The 19553-nt window shown below is 43.5% G+C and carries 21 protein-coding genes and 3 tRNA genes; 8 read left to right on the forward strand and 16 right to left on the reverse strand.

Translation table 11 applies throughout. From position 1 onward, the window contains the following. From SLS51_RS19130 to SLS51_RS19160, 7 genes are all read right to left on the reverse strand, one after another. Window positions 1-645, reverse strand: a 645-nt coding sequence (locus tag SLS51_RS19130) for a hypothetical protein (protein ID WP_323840196.1), incomplete at its 3' end; no start/stop codon positions are given. Between the two features lie 35 nt (window positions 646-680). Continuing rightward, window positions 681-1307 (reverse strand): restriction endonuclease fold toxin 5 domain-containing protein, encoded by a 627-nt coding sequence (locus SLS51_RS19135; RefSeq protein WP_323840198.1) that lies wholly within the window; start codon window positions 1305-1307, stop codon window positions 681-683. Between the two features lies 1 nt (window position 1308). Beyond that, on the reverse strand, window positions 1309-1653 hold the full coding sequence (locus SLS51_RS19140; protein WP_011148676.1) for a hypothetical protein: 345 nt from the start codon (window positions 1651-1653) through the stop codon (window positions 1309-1311). A gap of 2 nt (window positions 1654-1655) precedes the next feature. Continuing rightward, window positions 1656-2147, reverse strand: coding sequence for a DUF4123 domain-containing protein (locus SLS51_RS19145; RefSeq protein WP_323840199.1), 492 nt, complete (start codon window positions 2145-2147; stop codon window positions 1656-1658). After that, window positions 2144-4120 (reverse strand): type VI secretion system Vgr family protein, encoded by a 1977-nt coding sequence (locus SLS51_RS19150; RefSeq protein WP_323840200.1) that lies wholly within the window; start codon window positions 4118-4120, stop codon window positions 2144-2146. The genes SLS51_RS19145 and SLS51_RS19150 overlap by 4 nt, the downstream gene beginning before the upstream one ends. A 14-nt stretch (window positions 4121-4134) precedes the next feature. Then, window positions 4135-4644 (reverse strand): type VI secretion system baseplate subunit TssF, encoded by a 510-nt coding sequence (locus SLS51_RS19155; protein WP_323840201.1) that lies wholly within the window; start codon window positions 4642-4644, stop codon window positions 4135-4137. Beyond that, entirely contained in the window at window positions 4641-4874 is a 234-nt protein-coding gene (locus tag SLS51_RS19160) for a type VI secretion system baseplate subunit TssF (RefSeq protein ID WP_323840202.1), read from the reverse strand. Before SLS51_RS19160 ends, SLS51_RS19155 begins: the two co-directional genes overlap by 4 nt. Window positions 4875-5110: 236 nt before the next feature. Between SLS51_RS19160 and SLS51_RS19165 the strand changes: the two genes are divergently transcribed. After that, window positions 5111-5296, forward strand: a complete 186-nt coding sequence (locus SLS51_RS19165; RefSeq protein WP_323840203.1) for a PAAR domain-containing protein — start codon at window positions 5111-5113, stop codon at window positions 5294-5296. 81 nt (window positions 5297-5377) lie between these two features. Here the strand turns inward: SLS51_RS19165 and mscM are convergent, their stop codons facing one another. The 3 genes from mscM to rsgA form a co-directional block, all read right to left on the reverse strand. Continuing rightward, window positions 5378-8713 (reverse strand): miniconductance mechanosensitive channel MscM, encoded by a 3336-nt coding sequence (mscM, locus tag SLS51_RS19170; RefSeq protein WP_323840204.1) that lies wholly within the window; start codon window positions 8711-8713, stop codon window positions 5378-5380. A 26-nt stretch (window positions 8714-8739) separates the two neighbouring features. Further along, complete coding sequence (asd, locus tag SLS51_RS19175) at window positions 8740-9633, reverse strand: archaetidylserine decarboxylase (RefSeq protein WP_323840205.1); 894 nt, start codon at window positions 9631-9633, stop codon at window positions 8740-8742. 74 nt (window positions 9634-9707) lie between these two features. After that, entirely contained in the window at window positions 9708-10763 is a 1056-nt protein-coding gene (rsgA, locus tag SLS51_RS19180) for a small ribosomal subunit biogenesis GTPase RsgA (RefSeq protein WP_323840206.1), read from the reverse strand. A 94-nt stretch (window positions 10764-10857) separates the two neighbouring features. Here rsgA and orn point away from each other — a divergent pair, with 94 nt between their 5' ends. From orn to SLS51_RS19200, 4 genes are all read left to right on the forward strand, one after another. After that, entirely contained in the window at window positions 10858-11403 is a 546-nt protein-coding gene (gene orn / locus SLS51_RS19185; protein ID WP_323840207.1) for an oligoribonuclease, read from the forward strand. A 199-nt stretch (window positions 11404-11602) separates the two neighbouring features. Then, window positions 11603-11678: transfer RNA gene (locus tag SLS51_RS19190), tRNA-Gly, on the forward strand. Between the two features lie 55 nt (window positions 11679-11733). Then, window positions 11734-11809: transfer RNA gene (locus SLS51_RS19195), tRNA-Gly, on the forward strand. Window positions 11810-11874: 65 nt separating this feature from the next. Further along, window positions 11875-11950, forward strand: a tRNA-Gly gene (locus tag SLS51_RS19200). A gap of 11 nt (window positions 11951-11961) precedes the next feature. Here the strand turns inward: SLS51_RS19200 and SLS51_RS19205 are convergent. Then, window positions 11962-12294 (reverse strand): type II toxin-antitoxin system RelE/ParE family toxin, encoded by a 333-nt coding sequence (locus tag SLS51_RS19205; protein WP_323840208.1) that lies wholly within the window; start codon window positions 12292-12294, stop codon window positions 11962-11964. Next, on the reverse strand, window positions 12294-12569 hold the full coding sequence (locus SLS51_RS19210; RefSeq protein WP_011148666.1) for a type II toxin-antitoxin system Phd/YefM family antitoxin: 276 nt from the start codon (window positions 12567-12569) through the stop codon (window positions 12294-12296). The genes SLS51_RS19205 and SLS51_RS19210 overlap by 1 nt, the downstream gene beginning before the upstream one ends. A 191-nt stretch (window positions 12570-12760) precedes the next feature. Between SLS51_RS19210 and SLS51_RS19215 the strand changes: the two genes are divergently transcribed. Together SLS51_RS19215 and SLS51_RS19220 are read left to right on the forward strand one after the other, a co-directional pair. Then, window positions 12761-13072 (forward strand): type II toxin-antitoxin system HigB family toxin, encoded by a 312-nt coding sequence (locus SLS51_RS19215; protein ID WP_262980393.1) that lies wholly within the window; start codon window positions 12761-12763, stop codon window positions 13070-13072. Next, window positions 13069-13488 (forward strand): helix-turn-helix domain-containing protein, encoded by a 420-nt coding sequence (locus SLS51_RS19220; RefSeq protein ID WP_323840209.1) that lies wholly within the window; start codon window positions 13069-13071, stop codon window positions 13486-13488. The genes SLS51_RS19215 and SLS51_RS19220 overlap by 4 nt, the downstream gene beginning before the upstream one ends. A 170-nt stretch (window positions 13489-13658) precedes the next feature. On the opposite strand, the gene SLS51_RS19225 is transcribed toward SLS51_RS19220, so the two are convergent. Continuing rightward, window positions 13659-14654: a DMT family transporter gene (locus SLS51_RS19225; protein WP_439126894.1), complete on the reverse strand. Its 996-nt coding sequence runs from the start codon at window positions 14652-14654 to the stop codon at window positions 13659-13661. Window positions 14655-14672: 18 nt separating this feature from the next. Then, a complete protein-coding gene (locus tag SLS51_RS19230) occupies window positions 14673-15863 on the reverse strand; it encodes a tetratricopeptide repeat protein (protein ID WP_323840211.1) in 1191 nt (396 codons plus the stop codon). 147 nt (window positions 15864-16010) lie between these two features. Between SLS51_RS19230 and SLS51_RS19235 the strand changes: the two genes are divergently transcribed. Next, a complete protein-coding gene (locus SLS51_RS19235; RefSeq protein ID WP_323840212.1) occupies window positions 16011-16928 on the forward strand; it encodes a LysR family transcriptional regulator in 918 nt (305 codons plus the stop codon). A 90-nt stretch (window positions 16929-17018) separates the two neighbouring features. Here SLS51_RS19235 and SLS51_RS19240 read toward each other — a convergent pair whose 3' ends face one another. Both SLS51_RS19240 and queG read right to left on the reverse strand, forming a co-directional pair. Continuing rightward, window positions 17019-17450 (reverse strand): hypothetical protein, encoded by a 432-nt coding sequence (locus SLS51_RS19240; RefSeq protein ID WP_323840213.1) that lies wholly within the window; start codon window positions 17448-17450, stop codon window positions 17019-17021. Between the two features lie 868 nt (window positions 17451-18318). Then, entirely contained in the window at window positions 18319-19476 is a 1158-nt protein-coding gene (gene queG / locus SLS51_RS19245) for a tRNA epoxyqueuosine(34) reductase QueG (protein ID WP_323840214.1), read from the reverse strand. Window positions 19477-19553 lie beyond the last annotated feature (77 nt).

Consider the following 19553-nt stretch of genomic DNA (forward strand, 5'->3'; position numbering starts at 1 on the left):
TTCAATATCAAAAATATCTTTTGTCGTAATAATCAATGAGCCTTTTTTGTTATTTTTATCAGAAATAGATATTATTTCTTCTGCCATTGGAACTAAAGTCGGATCTATTTCAATTGGTAAGTAGAGCATCCAACCGGCATAAACCCTATCTGGAAAAACTTGTTTTTGTTTTAGCGAATATCCTCTGGCATCCATCATGATTATTGGAGAGTAATGGTTGCTAACTAAAGAAGCTACGAAATCAATACACTTAGAATGATTAAATTTTTCTTTTTCAAAACTAAGATCAATGCTTACATCTGTTTTTCCTAGCTTATTACCATAGTCACGGCTTGAATACATGATTCTATTTTTTAACCTTACATCACCTGGAACATCAAATAATGTTTTTATGATAGATTTAAAATTCTCATCATAACTTTCTTTGAATTGATTTTTGGCATGTTCAGTAATGCCACTTTCATCAAAAACATTATTTGCTTTTATTTCGTCTAGATCATATCCTGGTAGATACCATCTACTTGAACTATTAGATACCTTATTTATTTGTTGCATGATGCAGTATGTGTCATCCAATGCTAATTCCGGTGTTATCTTTTCTTTTAAATCATAAAACATTTCTATTCTAGCGTGTATTATGTTCATCTTTTTAATCCTAATTTTGAAATAAATATCCACATTTAAGGCGTATTAAATGTTTTAATGTTAATAAATTTAGCAAAAGCCTTGGTAAAATATCCGTAAGATACTGGTTGCAGAAAATGCCAATGTGATTTAGGAATATTTTTTAATGAAGCACATACATTATTTTGTCTCTCTGCTTGCCACATCATGCTTTCAAGCCCGGTCTTATCTGTCGGTTTTTTCTTAAATTCAGCATAAAACCATTTGGGTAACCCATCTTCAAAAAACTGATCATACAGAGCTTTAGCTTCAAGAAATAAGCATTGTGCAGGTTTCCAACCATCAAAATTTGTATCCATGCATAACCAAGTTTCAATTAGGTTTAATTCAGGATTGTATATCGTCCCGGCAATTTTTGTTTGATAAGCAATGGTTATTTCTGAATACGATGTGGTTTTTTCCCAAACCATCGTAACGTTGCCAATTGCCGGACATTTCTCACATTCGGTGCGGGACGAAGCAATTGTTTGTGTATCCGCTTTTGCCTTGTCTTGTTCACCTTCTTTATCTTTGGTGCTTTCCATCACACCAACAGCGGCTAATCCTGTTGCACAAGCAGCCAGTGTCCATTCAGCCGCAGCTAAAAGAGCAGGAGCCGCTGGCGCAAGAAGTGGTAATGGCATGTCAATTTCTCCTTTTCAATAAATTATCCATAACCCGCAAATAATCACGGTATTGTTGTTCCGGGTTATCCCCGGCGTTCAACATATTCTGGATTGCTGGCGAGCCGTGAAAATCACGGTTAAACGCAACGAAATATAAGTAAGAGCGGATCAATGCTTCATCCTTGAACCCCATCTCAACCAAGTCCAGATAAGCCTTCTTTAATCGTTCGTGCAGGCTATGTTCGCTTTCATTTTCGACTAATCCACTGTGCTCAGCCAGAATACGTTGTCGGATCTGGGTCACATAAGCCTCATCTTCCGCATCAATAAATTTAGCGACCTGTTCCTTGCTGAGTTTTATCATCGTTAGGCCCCTTTTACGAAATGATCATTATTATCAAAAGAATACATCCACTCATGAATACCGTCAGTGAATGCCGACAATTGCTCTGGGCTGAAAATATCCCGGATTTGATGCAAGATGCGGGGATCGTAAAAACGCAGCAATGCCGTTTCCCCCGTTTCCAGCTCAACATTCAGGTAGTTTTCAAGGTGACGGGTTAGTTTGTCCAAAGATAGTGTGGTGTGTAGCCAGGACACCGAAGGTGCAACCTTTTCCAGCGCAGATAACTTTTCTTCCCATGATTTCGCATAAGCCATATCAAACAACCACGGCCCCGCGAACGCAATTTTGGCATCCGGGTATTGCCGGAACAGAGGATTATTCGTGCCGACGATATACTTAATCTCCTCAGCAAAATGACGTTCATACTGTAGGCCGCTGACTAAGGCATACCATTTCATTTCGGGATGTATTTCTCTGTATTCACTCCATTTTTTCTGTAATTCCGGTGTCATGACTGCCCCCTGATAACCATTGCTGTGCCATTCTGTTCTGCTTTCAGCAGACAGGTCAGACAGATTTCTTTCAACGGTACCGTCAGTGCTTTTTCTGCCTGTATGACACTTGTCTGTTTCAGTTTATCCAGCCTATCCGGTAGCTTGCCACTCCAACCTGAGCCGCTGCCGGGTGCTCCACTGCCAAAGTTAATGTTCGCACTGCTGGTAATACCGCCCGCATCGATTTTAAGGAAGTGCCCGGCGGCCTGTAGGGTCAGTTCACTGCCGGCATCAATCACGACTTTAGCACCGGAACTTAGGTGAATTTCATTGCCGCTTTGAGTTAACAGGGCGTCATCTGCTTTGATATGGAGTTTTTGCCCCGTAGATAGGGAAATGTCATTTCCCGTCTGTACGCGGTACTCATTATCAATGCGTAAATGGGCATCATGTTTAATATGATGTGTCCGGTTATGCCCAATATTATGGGTTTCATCATTCAGAACCTGCGTATTCATATCCCGTTGAGCATGAATAAACACTTCTTCACTGCCGTTTGCGTCCTCAAAACGTAATTCGTTAAAGCCGTTACCTTTATGCGTTTTGGTTCTGAACGTGGTGCGCGTCTTTTCCGCGGGTAAATTCAACGGCGGGCGGTTAAGGCCGTTGTAAGTACATCCGGTAATAATAGGCCGGTCAATATCGCCGTTGAGATAGGAGATAATCACTTCCTGACCCACTCGCGGTGTTGCCAGAAAACCAAATCCATTGCCATTCCACCCTTGTGCAACCCGTACCCAGCAAGAAGCCTGATCGTCAGGCGCATCATAACGGTTCCAGTGAAAGTGAACGCGAACCGCGCCATCTTTGTTGACGTAAATTTCTTCAGTGCCGGGCCCGACAACCGTTGCAATTTCATCGCCGTCGGCCAATGGTTTATAGCGGTATGGCGGACGCCAATCGTTGCGGCCTGGAATGAACTGGGTGTGTGAATTCAGAGTGGTGCCGGTTCCGTTATCGCCTAAAACGGCGGGGACATACCCTATGTGTTGGGAAGAGACGACTTGCCAGCGGTCATTCATGGCGTCAATCGGATGGTTGGTTAGTGTAAAAATTCTGCCCGGCATTAATCGAATACAATTACTGTCCGCTTGCCCTGATTTGCTATCAACACGCAAAGCTTCCAGCCGGTATTGGGTAAACGGCATGCCCTCTTTGTCTTTCTGAAAACGGCCGTAACTTTCGAAAATATGAAATGGCGTGCCGTTCTCCGCTTCAAAATCCGTGGCGTTATGCTGTAAGGCGTAATTGGGGTTGTGATAATTTCTGTCTTTTTGGTCGGTAGATTCCGGGCGCATGTAGGAGCCAAGAGACCACTTGTAGATAACATTTTCTTCTACTGCGCTGGTGACGTCCGGGTTATAAATCAACGTATCCGGCGCTCTCATGTTCAGGTAGCTATCACTCAGATAGAGCCCGTCATCGGCGAACCAGAAGAAAATCCCCTCCTCAGCCGCCAGGCGGGTAAAGAAATCGTAGGATGATTCCCTTTTCATGGTGACGTATTCCCGCGTTGAGTGTGGGTTATTCAAATGCATATTGGCCCGGAGTTTCTTCTGTTTCAGTATGCTTTGTAAAATATCGGGGACACTGAGCTGGTGATAAATACGGCTGTCCTGATCGAGTGTCAGCAGACACATTTCTGGTCTGACTGTCAGGTGATATTGAGTTTGATGCCGGTTTGTGGTGCCAACTACCGCACTTTCAACTAATCCTTTCACTTCACGTTGCAGAATATCGTCACGGGTAACGGTGAACCGCCCGGTTTGGAGCAGCAGGGTGTCTGTATCAATATCAGAACGGTTTGCCGCTAGTGTTAGAGACAGGGTAAATAATGATGAAAGCGCTTCATCTAATGTAAAATTAACTACCGCAAAAGTCATGGGCGGCAGATTGCCGATGGTGCAGGAAAAGCGGAGTCCGGTTTTCATAATGCTTCCTTCAATTACATGATCTTCTGATGCCCAGGCATATTGTAAAATTCCCAGCATTCATTGGTGCCGTTATTGATAACGGTTAATCTGTGAAAGCTGGTTTCAACAAAACAGAGGGAGAAAGCGGTGTGTAGTGTTTTGGCAAAAGCATACATTTCTCCTTCATGCTCATAATTTTCTGGTGTCATGCGCAGTGTGATGGCTTGACCTCTCACAGGAATGCCCTTGTCAAAATGGTAGTATGGTTCAATGTAGATAGCGCTGAGACCATCCGCCATACGTTGGATATGCCGGCTACGCGGGGCGTCCAGATGCGCGAAGGTATCAAGTTGTTTGACCAGAGATCTGACTGATTCAATATGACCAAGAAAAAATGGCCCAATCGATAACAAAGATAGTATCGGCCAGTGCTGATGGCTATTTACGACGGCGGGAAAATCTTTTGACGCTGCTACGATATTCCTGACTTGAATATGGCTGGGTATCTGCTCGCTGGGTATACAGATTTGTCCGATATTCAATGTTCGTGCTTGCTTATGAAATTAGGGTTAATGACTTCCGGGAAGCCATCATCAATTTTCTGCTTAATACCGGCAGTTGTAAGCGCAAAACCTTCCAGTAATCGGAGAACATCCGGGTCACCGGATTCGGAGGTAAATGGAGCAAGGTGTGGATGCTCTTGCGCTGCGTTGCTCAGATCATGCTTTATTTGTGAAAGTGCTTCCCGATAGAAATCTTCAAAATTTTTCATATTTACCTTTGCTTTCTTTATGATCAAATATTAATGTAAATTTATATTTTGATCTGATAGATATCAAGGTTGATAATTTAAATATGTGTAATTTTTTGTTTCAAACAGTTAATGATGTAAATTTTTTAGGTGTTTGATTAACATAATTATGTAATTTATTTCAATGAGTTTTATTTAGATAAGTTTTCTTTAATCAAGTTATGGCGTCATGATAGTCAGATGCTGGAAGCTTTGATGTGTTAGGGAAGAAAGCGGCTCGGGTTGGGGATGCTGTATCCTGTCCAAAATGTGGTGGTAATCAAACCATTGTGGAAGGGACGCCTAAAATAATCAGCTCTAATGGACAAATGTACGCATTGGAGGGAATGAAGACCTCTTGTGGCGCGACATTAATTGCTTCACAAAGCCTATTTCAAGCATAGGATGGCGGTAAAAGGCCATATCTGCTCGAAATAGGGGGAGTTGATTCAAGTATGGATGCTCAGTGCTTCATTATCATCTTTTTACAAACTACCCGGTTGACGTGGTGGATTACGGCCTGATCTATTTGTTGTCGCACTACGAATATCCCGACCAATAACATCAATACTCGCTTGAAATGGTGGGAATGGCAGCGTAATGCCGTGTTCGCGGAATCCTCGCAGAATTAGCTGGTGGACTTCATGGCGGACAGGCATGCGATGTCCCATTTCAGCGGCATAAATACGTAATTCAAATATCTGAATACCATGTTGAAGATCAACCAAATAGGCTTCAGGTGCCGGGTTATCAAGGATAAGAGTGCTGCGTTTAGCCGCGGTTAATAGGATTTGGGTGACTTCTTCACAGTTAGCTTCTGCCGGTGCAGGGATTGTCAGTACAATACGAGTGATGGTGTCAGATAATGACCAGTTAATAAACTGCTCGGTAATAAAGGCTTTGTTAGGAACAATGATCTCTTTTCTGTCCCAGTCTGACAGGGTTGTTGCTCGTGTATTGATCTTGGTGATGCTGCCGGTCAGGTTGCGGATAGTCACGGTATCACCGATACGAATAGGTTTTTCAAACAATATCATCAGGCCAGAAACGATGTTGGCGAAGATTTCTTGTAAGCCAAATCCTAGCCCAACCCCTAGAGCAGCAACAAGCCATTGCAATTTTGACCATTCAATACCAATCAGAGAGAAACCTACCAGACCACCAATCAAAGTAATGGTGTATTTGGTGAGTGTGGTAATGGCAAAGCCGGTGCCTGGTGTAAGTTCTAAATGCTGTAGTAAGGCCAACTCAAGCAGTGCGGGTAGGTTACGTACCAGTTGAGTGGTGATAATAATCACCAAGATAGCAATCAAGACAGAACCTACGGTGATAGGTTGAACAGTTTCTACGTTGTTTATTGTGGTAGTGACATCCCACAGCCGAATATTTTCTAGAAATGAGAAGGCGGAATGAAGTTCTGACCAGAGCCAAAGGAGTGAAACCAAGGCAAGCAGCGTCAGAATTGAACGGACTAATCCCAGTGATTGAGCACTGATCGCATCCAGATCAATAATGGGCTCCTCAACTTCAATGGCGCCTTCGATACTGCTTGAACCTGTTGAGTCATCCTCGCCTTTGGCTCGTTGAGCCAGAATTTCTGCCCGTCGCTGTTTTGCCCGGTCAAAGGCGATCCGGCGTCGCTGAATCAGCATCCAACGACGGATAATATGGTAAATAACCAGCAGGAAGAACCAGATAGCAACGGAAGTTTCTAAACGCCCTAGCAATGCTTGTGATGTGCTGAAATACCCGAGTATGGAAGCTAGCGCGGCGACTATCGGCGCAGAGAGTAAAATCCACCAGAGAGCAGTATTGATAACATTTTCGCCGTAGCCATGTTTATCCAGATAGAGCGGGACTTTTGCCCGTTTCAGGCTGTTAGTGATCAGGCTTAAGGAGACACACAGGATGAGGAAGCAGAGCCTACCGAGTGTGGAAGCAAATTCTCGATCACTGTAATGTTCAAACGTTATCAATGCCATGACCAACGGCACAATAGCGAAGATAGATAGCTGGTAGAATCGTAAGGCCCGTTTAACGCGTTCTTCCGGCCAACGGAAATGGGCAATGAATAACCCATTGGGATGGGCGAAAGTGGCACTTAGCATGAAGATCCATAATACGGGCGTCGTAGCACTGACGCCATAACCGATAGCTGTCGCCATAGGATACTGCCAGGCGCTTTGCAGCCCATAACCAATGGCGGACCAGAGCATCGGCAAAGGTAACGCGACCACAACTGACCAGAACACGGTACGTAAAGTGAGGGAAAAGTGATCATAGGTTACTTTGCCAATACGGTTACTCGCGCGTTCAAGGAATGCATGATAATGGCGAAGAGAACCGATGCTGAATATAACCAGGAATAGCGTGCCAAACAAATATAGAAGCGTATCCTGAGTGGTCAGCATGACTATCAGGGCACCGCTTAATTGAGAGAAAGTATCCAGCGATAATAGACGAGTCAGATCCTGCACAACATTGATTGGGTAATTGAGCGAAACGGGGTTAACATCCGCGACCCAGAAAAGGTAACGGTGTGTGGCCTCTTTGACTTCTGTTAGTGCATCATTTAGCTGGCTGGTAGCGACTTTCAGTTTGGTCAATTCAAGGATTTCACTGTCGTAACCAGATAATAATGAATTAAGTAATTCTTTGCGGGTGCGGGTAAGAGAATCATAAATCCGCTCTTGTTCAGCCGTTAACGCAACGTTGCTTTTCTGTACGGGTTTTGTGTCTTTTTGTAACTGCTCCAGCATGTCTTCGTATTTCAGACGATCGACCCTGAATTTGACAATATTCCGATCAAGTTGCTGTGGTTTAGACATGTCAGGCAAACGGGCAAGCTGAGTTTGGAGCGCTTCTCCGAGCGTTGTAGAGCCACCGAGCCATTGTGCCTGTTCACGAATGGTATTCAATGCTTGCCGGACCTGAATAATATCACTGGCGGCTTGTCGTTGTTTTGAGCCGATGATATTCATTCGTTGTGCTTGTTGATTTAATTCCTGAGATAAATTCCTGTTCAGTTGTAATTCATCAAGCAGAAATTTTGGTAGCTGATCACTTTGTTCCGCCAGCATCTCGGTATGTTCCAAGGCTAATTCTGCTTTTTGCTGGCGTTGTGCATTAAGTTGGCTACGGAGTTGTTGCAGTTCAAGATCAAGCCGATGATATCGCTTTTTGAACAGTTCAACCCGCATACGGGAAATTTCCTGTCGATTATTCGCAGAAAGTTGAGCTATTTCGAGTTCGTTGACTGTCGCTTTGTGGGCATTGACTTCGGCTTGAGCTAAGGCAAATTGAGCCTCTGCTAATGGGGTGGATGGTGTTCCTAATGATTGCAGGCGAGAAGATGCTTCAGTTAGTAAGCGTCGTGCTTCTGATTGTTGTTGCGGTAATAGTACTAGAGAGTCACTGATTTCCCGTCCTTTGTCCTGCTCTTGTTGTAATTGCCCCCCTTGTTCTAGCAACCGACTGCTGACCTGAATGATCTGTTGCTCAATGCTTGCTATGGGTTGGTTAGCAGGAATTGGGCGAGGAGTATCGCTTTCAGTAAGTAATTTTTGACGAAGTTCTTTAGTTATTTTAGGAAAATCATCAATGGCGGTCTGATACTTCTGTGTTCTGTCGTTAGCTGATTTAGTATCGGCTATCCAATTGAGCGCGGCTTGCAGCGCCTGAGCAACTTCTGCATCCTGCGGGTTTTTGCTGGATTCAATTTGTTTCAGTTCTTGTTTGAGCTGATTTTCATCAAGTGGAATCGCAGCAAGAACCGGATTAATAATGAGCAGGCTAAGCAATAAGCTGATAATCAGGCGCACGATAGAGGGCTCTCCTTGGCAATGGATTAGCTTATGTTGTCAGTGGGTTCTTCAAGCATGATAGCTTGGGCTAACAGTTCACCCATGCGGGTTGTTGAGCCACTGCTCAAGTGCCCGGCTAACTGTATCTGATTTGGTGCAAACAGGTTAATGACGGTAGAACCCAGTTTGAAACGCCCCATTTCTTCACCTTTCTTGAAAGAAATCGCGCCAGTTGTACCGGCTTCCGGGTAAGTCCAGCGTTTGATAATACCTTCCCGTGGTGGTGTAACCGTACCACACCAAGTCATTTCGATACTGCCGACGATAGTTGCACCAACCAGAATTTGTATCATGGGCCCAAATTGAGTCTCAAACAGACAGATGACTCTTTCATTACGCGCGAACAGATTTGGCACATTGGCGGCAGTCAATGGATTGACAGAGAATAGATCGCCTGGGACATAGATCATCTCTTTCAGTAATCCATCGCAAGGCATATGTACACGGTGATAATCTTTAGGTGATAAGTAAGTCGTTACAAACTGCCCATCACGGAATATCTCTGCCAATTGATGATTGCCGGCGAGTAGAGCTTCAAGCGTGTAGTGGTGCCCTTTGGCCTGAAGGATCTGGTATGTCCGGATATTGCCTAACTGGCTGATAGTACCATCAGCAGGTAGCGCTAGTTGGTGTTCATTACTGACGACTGGGCGAATATCATCTTTTAATGGGCGGATAAAGAACTCATTGAATGTGGTGTATGCTGAAAATTCAGGTGATTTCGCTTCATTCATATCCACTTTATAAACACGGGCAAACGCCTTGATTGCCAGTTGAGTCAACCAGCCAGCTTTTTTGTTAGCAAACCAGCCTGCCAAATGAGTTATTCCCTGTTTAGGCAGTAAATAGTGCAACCTGATTTTAATGTTATCCAGCACGTCAACCTCTTGGATTTTATTGGCAAAATTAGACAAAAGGGGGTTATTGTACCCGTCCTTTCATTTGATGTCAGTTAGCTATCGTTATCTGTAAAAGTCTTGCGTGGCTTAATTTGATCCATGCTATCGAGAATACGGTGATAATTCTCAAAACGTTCTTGATTTATTTCATTATCTTCCACTGCTTTCCGTAACGCACACGCTGGATCATCCCGATGTTTACAATCACGGAATTTACAACCTCCGAGATAATCACGGAATTCGACAAAACCCTGAGTGACTTGCTCCGATGTTAAATGCCATAGGCCAAACTCCCGAACACCGGGAGAATCAATAACATCACCGCCATGTGGGAAATGATAAAGACGGGATGCCGTTGTGGTGTGCTGACCTAAACCGGAAACATCTGAAACCTGATTGACCAGAATCTCTTCCTCATCTTCTGGCAAGAGTGTATTGAGTAAACTTGATTTACCCACACCAGATTGACCGGCAAAAATAGTGATTCGACCTGCGAGCATCTTCGTTAATTCTTCCATACCTTCGCCAGTATGGCTTGATAGTTTCAAGACTCTGTAACCAATGTTGTGGTATGTGGACATGATTTCGCTGACCCATGCACGGCTTTCTTCGTCCAACAGATCAATTTTATTTAATACAATCAACGGTTCAATGCCCAATGTTTCACAGGCAACGAGGTAGCGATCGATAATATTGAGTGACAGTTCAGGAAGAATGGCTGACACAATCACTATCTGATCAATATTGGCGGCGATAGGTTTAATACCATCATAATAGTCAGGCCGCGTAAGTACGGAAGTCCGTTCGTGAACGGCTTCAACAATACCATTCACTTTAACATCTGCTTGGGTTTGCAGCGAAGGACGCCATACCACCCGATCACCCGTTACCAATGAACGGATAGTTCTGCGAATATTACAACGTTGTATAGAACCGTCTTCTGCCTCGACATCAGCATGTTGGCCGAAACGGCTGATAACTAGCCCTTCCAGAGGTTCACCTAACTGACTATCATCCATTTCAGGTTTATTATCCTGTTTTTTCAGCCTGCGCTGATGATTTTCCTGTACCCGCCGTTGCTGGCCTTTGGATAGTTTATGCTTAGCCACCGAACCTCACTTGTTTCACATTTATCGCTGTTATTGCTTAAAAGCGCTATGATACACCATTAATAATAACTCTCTCTCCAATCTAGGATATAACATGTCAAAAAGTGAGCACAATCTTATCTGGATAGATCTGGAAATGACGGGCTTAGATCCAGAGCGGGATCGCATTATTGAAATTGCGACAATTGTCACCGATGCAAATTTGAATATCCTGGATGAAGGGCCTGTCATTGCGGTTCATCAGTCTGATGAACAACTTGCTCTGATGGATGAATGGAATGTGCGCACCCATACGGGCAGTGGGCTGGTTGAACGCGTTAAAGCAAGTAAAATTGATGATCGTGAGGCAGAGAAGGCGACGATTGAATTTTTGGAAAAATGGGTTCCGGCGGGTGCTTCTCCTATTTGTGGTAACAGTGTGAGTCAGGATCGGCGTTTCTTGTTTCGTTATATGCCAGAATTGGAAGCTTACTTTCATTACCGCTATCTGGATGTCAGTACACTTAAGGAATTAGCTCGTCGTTGGAAGCCGGAAATCCTTGCTGGGTTTAAGAAACAGAATACTCATCAGGCGCTGGATGATATCCGTGAATCAGTTGCTGAATTAGCCTATTATCGGGAACATTTTATTCAACTGTAAGCTAGAAAGTTTTAGCAGGCCTGATAATGCAAGCTCAGTATGACGATTAATTAATCTGTGTTGATGTCTAAATCGGCATTTTGCCGAAAAGTTTGTTTTTTTGTGTTGAAGGGCTTGCGGGCGCAACGATTTTTCGTATAATGCGCTCCCCATACCAATGAAGAATTTCATAAGGTATGGATAGCGTACTAAAAGATATGCGGGAATAGCTCAGTTGGTAGAGCACGACCTTGCCAAGGTCGGGGTCGCGAGTTCGAGTCTCGTTTCCCGCTCCAAATTTTAATTTGGAATCAGTATGTTGTTTCTGGTTATTATTAGCCAGTCAGTGACGCGGGAATAGCTCAGTTGGTAGAGCACAACCTTGCCAAGGTTGGGGTCGCGAGTTCGAGTCTCGTTTCCCGCTCCAAGTTTGGATTCGCAATTGGTTTCTTGGGATTGATGTATTATTTCAGGTGATCACCAGTCAGTAATGCGGGAATAGCTCAGTTGGTAGAGCACGACCTTGCCAAGGTCGGGGTCGCGAGTTCGAATCTCGTTTCCCGCTCCAAGTCTTCCTTATTATGCAGATACACTTAACAACCAGTGCATAAGCAGGGTTTGCATATCCCTCCGACCATCGGCAATCATAAAAATTACCACCTGTTTACCTGTGATTTGGTAAATAACCCGGTAAGGTTTAAAAAATGTTTGGCGGAAGTCGCGGATCCCTAACTCCTGCAACTCCTTGGGATAATTGCCTTTTTCAGGAAAGTTAGCCAGACTGTCTGCTGTTTTCAGCAACTGATCCAATACATAATCAGTTTTCTCTGAACTGTCATTTTCGACAATGTCATCGTAAATGTCCTCTAAATCTGCTTCGGCATTTTTAGTCAACATTACATGATATGGCATCAGGTGGACTTCCCTTTATTTTTTAAGCGTTGAACCACATCCTTTACTGGTGTGACTTCACCTGCTTTAACTTGTTGTTGTCCTAAAGCTAAAATCTTTAACAACGCTATAGTTTCCTGAGTCTGCTCATAAGAGGCAATATCTTGAATCACCGCTTTTGCCTCGCCATTTTGTGTAATAATCATCGGTGAACGGGACTCTGCGAGTGTCGTCATCACCGTAGCAGCATTGGCTTTTAGGTAGCTAATGGGTTTGATCTGTTCTGAATAACGCATAGAATCCCTCATATCAAAAAGGACTAAATAGAGACTATAAAAAGTCAATGCGTTGATTGTAAAATTACCTTGCCAATTAAACAAATGCTGATTTTAGAAAAGAGGGTGGCGATAGATTTTTGTTGTTTACATCTTGTAAACCGAAAATGATGGCACTATATTGTTTACATGATGTAAACGGAGTGAGTGATATGCACGTTATTTCCAAGGATCCATTTGAGAAAGCTGCACGCGATTTCCCAAATGATGAGGATGCGATTATTGCAACGTATAAGCAGTTAAAAGAAAAAGATTTTGAGAACCCTGAGGAGTTACGAAACCAGTTCCCCAGTCTCGATAATTTTAAGTATAGAAATAAGTGGTGGGTGATAGACATTGGTGGGAGAAACTTACGAATGATTGCCTATATAAATTTTGTTAATAAACGCCTATACGTCAAGCATATAGCCACTCATGCAGAGTATGACAAATTAACTAAGCAGTATCGGGAGACGAAAGAATGATTGCAGAACCTACCGAAGCACTTGAAGCCACAAAGCTACTGGTAGCTGCTGTTCCTTTCTTGGGGAATAGCACTTCCGAGGATGCCTATAATGACGCTTTGGCAATGGTGGATTACCTTATCGAACACGATGATGAAAACCCGCTGATTGACTTTCTGTCCGCTAAAATTGCTGACTATGAAAACAGCAATGAGCGCTTTGCCGCATTTAATAAAGCTGTAGATGATATGCCTACCGGTGTTGCGGCGCTGCGGGTGTTGATGGATCAACACGGCCTCTCTTACTCAGACCTGAAAGAGGAAATCGGTTCTAAGTCGCTTATCAGCCAGATTTTCTCTGGTACACGCTCATTGACGATTGCGCACATTAAAGCTCTTTCTGAGCGTTTCAATGTAAGGCCAGATCTGTTTCTCTAATGATTTAGAATAATTAATGTCATTATGGCCGCGCCATGAAAGTGATGCGGCTTTTTTATCGTTGTCATTCATTATTATTTTTGGGCTTATTTAGAAAGAGGCTATGAATTGCATTTCTCCGTGCCCATTTTTGATATACAAATGCCTATTGAAGTCTTTTACATTCTGGCTTATCTCCTGTAATTCTTTGCTTTTGCTATATGATTGATCCCAGATTTAGGTTCTGGTGGAATAAGTTTTTTACCGATTGATCTCTTATTGCAGATCAGGATGCCTCCGATGATGAGAGCACCGCCGATGAACATTGGGAATGTTAATCTCTCATCTAATAGTACTGCGCCGAGCAATACCGCAGTCAAAGGGTTAAGCGCAATAAATACGCCAGAGCGAGTGGAACCAATTCTTTGGATTCCGTCGTAATACCAGATGTAGGCTACCGCTGAGCCTACTGCACCGAGATAAAGTAAGCTGTAGAGATCAGTTATGGGCAATGTATGTATTGCAGATAAACTCATTTGCCCTGTGAAAATGGCCGTTGCTGTCAGCATGATAGCGCCTGCCAGGATGGAGTATGTAACGGTATGTAGCGGGCCGATTTGGTTCACAATATTCTTGCAGAAGACGCTATAAGCAACCCAGCTTAAAACACAGCCAAAGATCAACGTATCACCCAACCAGTTACCCTCTGCTCCCACCGTCAGTTGTGGTGTTTTGCTGAAAATCACGATCATTGCACCAAGCAGACAAAGAATAATTCCCAGTATTTTCAATGGTGATTGCCTTTCTTTATAAAAGAGATATGAAAAAATCGCCATTACTGCTGGATTCAGCGCCACGATAAGTGAAGCTCTGGATGCGGTTGTGTGATGTAGACCATAAAAGAAGAACAGGTTGTAGGTGTATATTCCGCAGAGGCCAAGTCCAATGATTTTCAATAGCTGGGATAGATTAATCTTGACGAACATTTTTCCTGATAAAACGAGGAAGATAATTAGCGTCATGCCCGCAAGAATGAATCTAAGACTTGCTGATAATAAAGGTGGTGTCTCGACAGAAATATATCGACCTGCAACAAATGTTCCGCCCCAGATGATAGCCACAAGAGACAGCTTGATATAGGTTGAGTAGTTGTTGACCGACTGCGTTGATGCGTGGTTGCTTTTCATGTTTGTCAATATCGCGATTTATAGGGTGGAAGAGGCTTTCAAGGCGGCGTATTCCATCGTCTGTTCTAATATTTCACGTTGAGCACGGCTACCTCCCAATAATGGCCATTTCTCATAGCTGAGACGGAGTTTGCTTAAACACTCTTCGTAGTGTCTAGATGTGAATAGTAAGATCGCTTTAAGGACGTCTATCCCTGTAGAATGTGTGTCTGGTTCGATGCCAAATCCATCGCTTTCCGCGATTAGCTTCTCAATAAAAAAAGACTGATTTGTTGCAGAAAAAGCGAGTGCTGCATGTATTTTGTGGAAGTAAGAGGTGGATGTGCTGATGCTGCCTGTCCAAAGGACGGCAAGACGCTCCCATATTGGTTGGAACTTAGCGTCGGCAGATTTGAGCCTGAGTTGCCACAAGAATTCTACGGCGTCCAAATCCTGTTTAGCAAATGGATTGTCTTTTAGCGCATATAATTCATCAAAAGCTTGCAATGCCAGTGTGATCTCATCGGATCGCTCATACGCAATGGCGAGATGCCAGTATACATGCATTCCCATTCCGGTGTTGGTTATCCAATGTTCTTTGCAGTTGGTCAGGAAATGGCAAAGTTCTTTCCAGCGGCCTAGCTCATGCAAGGCATGCGCGACAGCATGAATGCCATAGATGTTGTCCGGCATTAACTTAACAGATTTAAAACCAACCTCTAAGGCATCATCAAAACATTGAGCTTCACAAAGGACGAATGATTTTATGGAAAGATAATATGGGTAGAGATAGTGAGTACCAGGAATGTGTTCGTCACAATAAAGCAGAAGAGATCTCAGGTTGGTTGTTTTGCCAGTGCAGAAATCAAGCATGTGAATGAAGAAGAGCGCGACAATATCCGATGGGTATGCTCGAATATGTTGGGTCAGAAGCGATCTCGCGTTTTCGTAATCAAATTTTACCCATGCGCTGAATGCCTTATGGATAAGACAAAGCTCAGGGAGAGAGAGATCGTGCTCGTTCATTTGAGTTAATGTGATTTTGAATTTATAAAGCTCTTTCATTTCGCAAGAGGTGATTGCATCAAATCCCATCAGGAGTTTTTTGTAGGTTCGCTGAGTGTCATTCATGGGAATAAATTCGTCTGAAAATCCACGGAGGGATAAGAACATGCTGTTTATCTCCGGCCATATGGAAGATGAGCCATCTGAAGGCCATTGGTAACTCATAAAATCCCCTTTTTTAATTAATTATGGGTTGGAAACTCGGTTGAGCGTTCGGCGAGCATGCCTCGCCTATTGTTTTATATCCGCATTGCATATACTTATTCAGATGTATGATCATGCGGAAATGAGTGATTACTCAAGGGGGAGATAATGACTTTAACCCAGCTCGAAATTTTTGCTGTTGTTGCTGAACGGAAGGGCTTTACCTTAGCTGCGGCCCAGCTCAAGATCTCTCAGTCTGGGGTTTCCCATGCTATCAGAGTCCTTGAACAGGAGCTTGGCGTAGAGCTACTGCATCGGCATCAGGGAGTTGTTGAACTGACAGATATAGGGGAAGGCTTGCTACAAAAAGCCCAGGCCATTCTTGGTCTGGCTGAAACTATGCGGCAAGAAGCAGCGGATGCACGAGGGATGAAACGAGGTACGCTGCGAATTGGATCGTTTGGCCCGACTTCATCCTTGTGGCTGTTACCAACGGTACTAGCCGATTATCGCAGGCTTTATCCCGGCATTGAGGTCCATATTGATGAGGGACCAGACAGGCAGGTTGTGCAATGGCTTATGGATAGGCGGGTGGATGTCGGATTTGTGACCTTGCCGGAAGATCAATTCGACACTTATCCGATTCTTGAAGATCAAATGGTGGCTTTGTTACCGGTAGATCATCCTTTGGTATTGCAGGATACGGTGACGTTGAAGGATCTGTGTGTTGGACCATTCGCGTTGACAGAAGCGGGATCGGCTGAACTGGTTTCCAGGCTTTTTTTATCGGCAAGGTTGCAACCTAATATTCGTTATCGGACGTCTCAATTGTTAAGTACTTTGGCTGCGGTTGAACGTGGGGATGCGGTAACGATTGTTGCTGAGTCATCCCTGCCGCTGACTCATGAAGTTCACTATGTCAAGAAAACGCTGAATCCAAAAGTGAAACGACATGTCGGGTTGGCTGTGTTTGATGAACGTCAATCGTCACCGGCCACTAAAGCATTTATCGCATTGGCGACTAAAAAATTTCGCATGGCGAGTTCGGCAGTCTCTCAGGTTTCCAAGGAGCTTGTTAGTGAATGATCTTAAATATTGTGCTTAAAACGTGAAAGAATTGTCTAAAATAACTTTTCTATCAATGACCTGAGGCCATGAGGCTTCAGGTCGGATTGCTTAATACTGATAATCAACTTGGATCCTATTGTAATGGGACGGGTAAACGGGGTAAGTACCTCCGCTGAGAATCCCGCTAATTCTAAAGGAACCTTTGGCATTATGGCCGATAAAGGCATTTGTAGAGCCATTTAGGTTATCGGAGACATCCAGACATAGCGATGGGGTGGATGAATATTGTGGGGTGTAACAAACGCTGAAAGTTTGAGTTGTTGCACCATTGCTATATAAACCGATATTCCAAGATACTGTCGTAATAGTTGCCCTTGTCGGTACCGAAGAGGGCGTGGTAAAGAAACTTGAGTTAGTGTAGTTGGCAACATAAACATTTGGGGCACGGCTCGCTTGTGACCACATGCTGGTAGCGGCAAAGGAGAGCTGAGCCGTGGTTAACGCTAGAAGACCTACTGCAATTTTGGTAAATCTTTTCATTCTTTAATCCTCATTGCTAGTGAGTTATCTTACTGTTATCTGCATGCAATAGTGGTGCGATATCTACTATGATTGGCGCACATGAAAATTGCTTGCTTATTGATTCCTATGGTTGTTCAAATCTTCCTTTGATCGAATAAAAAGAATCTCACTGTAATAACAGCGGATCAAGCGAAGGCTTTGGCTGAATGTCTCAATCTGTGCGCTGGCTTGATCGATGTTGTGTGATGTTTATGCCTAAAGGGGTATTGTTTGGTTGTGGATTCTTTGTCTTTTTCGACATCGGTAGCCAACTTTATATTCCGATTGTACTCAGTTCAGTGGGTGGTATTGATAGGAATGAAGAAAGCATTATCCTTATAATTGCAAAATATTTTTTTAACTTCTGCTTGCCAAACTTTTTGAGGTGGTACATAATGCACTCCTTTCGTCAATGAGGTATGGGTAAAATCTCTGTTGAATCAATGAATTAGCTGATATTCGAAGGATTTACTTCCCACTCTAAGTTTCTTCCTCAATGGTTGTACTCGCTTATTTTGATTTGATTTTTGGGTTATATCCTCGCAGTACAGATTTCTATTTTTTATCCACAGCCCGGAAGTTGGTTTCCCGGCAAATAAGTTCGATGCTTTAAAATTATCACACAGACTTATCCACAGGCTGTTGCATTTGAATTTTTCTGACTTTGAATGTTACAAAATGAGTATTTATTTTGTAACTTATTGATAGTTTTTCGGAATGATCCTTTGTTAAGAAATATCACATTGATCACTTGCGCTTTTTTTGCGCATTGATCAGCAAGGGGTTTTTATTTTATTCACAGGAAAATTATCTGGATCTTTTTATACGTTATAAAGATGGCTAATAATTAAGCATCTCTGGGCAAGCCTTTGGTTATCGCTCTAATAAGTCGTTTCTGTTGTGCTGTTTGTACACTAACAGTATTCGTTTTGCGGCGAATGATTTGTTGTTCAATAGCCCAATGAATATGTTCGTCTAGCATGGTGTTTAATCCCAGCCTCTGTTGCAGAGCCAGAATGATATCGTATTGATAGGGTGCGTTTCCTAAAGCAACAATAATATTGCGTAACCAGCGTAAATAGCCGATGCGACGAATTGCAGAACCTTCCGTTATCCGTAGGAACTTCTCTTCACTCCAATTGAATAAATCCAATAACTTTGGTGTATGTAATGTTACACGAGGGCTAAAATCATCTTCATCTGTCAATTGGGAAAAGCGATTCCAAGGACAAATAATCTGGCAGTCATCACAACCGTAAATACGATTTCCCATCAGTGGACGGAATTCTTCAGGAATAATACCTTCCAATTCAATTGTGAGGTAGGAAATACAACGGCGGGCATCAATAGTATAAGGGGCGATAATTGCACCGGTTGGGCAGGTTGTCATGCAGGCGACACAGCGTCCACATTGCTCTTCTTGTGGAGGATCTATAGGCAGGGGAAGGTTAATCAGCAACTCACCGAGGAAAAACCATGAACCAGCGTCTCTATTAAGGATAAGTGAGTGTTTACCGACCCAGCCTAATCCGGCCTTAGCGGCGAGTGGGCGTTCCATTATGGGTGCTGAATCAACAAAAGGCCGAAAATTAAGGACTCCCTGATATTCGAAGTCATGGCAATAATTTTGGATTTGCTCCCCGAGTTTCTTAAGACGTTGGCGTAGCAGTTTGTGATAATCTCTTCCTAGGGCATAACGGCTGATATAACCGAGTTCGGCGTCGTTTAGCGTGCTGGCAAAAGAAGCTTTAGCAGGGAGGTAATTCATTCTTACGCTAATAACCCTCAATGTCCCTGGCAAAAGTTCGTTTGGGCGGGCACGCATCATGCCGTGGCGCTTCATCCATGCCATCTCCCCGTGATACTGTTTATCCAGCCATTCCTGAAGTTTTGGTTCTTCCACGGATAAATCGGTATCGCAAATGCCAACTTGCTGGAAGCCAAGGGAACGACCCCATTGTTTGATATTGGCGGCCAGAAGGTTAAGATTGAGGGGCGTTGTCATGGTGGAAATCGGCTTATACTGCAAGGTGTTGCAGTGTAGCATAATTTGTTTCAGTCCAAAAATAGTGGGTTTAATAA

The sequence above is a fragment of the Photorhabdus africana genome, assembly GCF_035181445.1.
In the GTDB taxonomy this organism is placed as follows: domain Bacteria; phylum Pseudomonadota; class Gammaproteobacteria; order Enterobacterales; family Enterobacteriaceae; genus Photorhabdus; species Photorhabdus laumondii.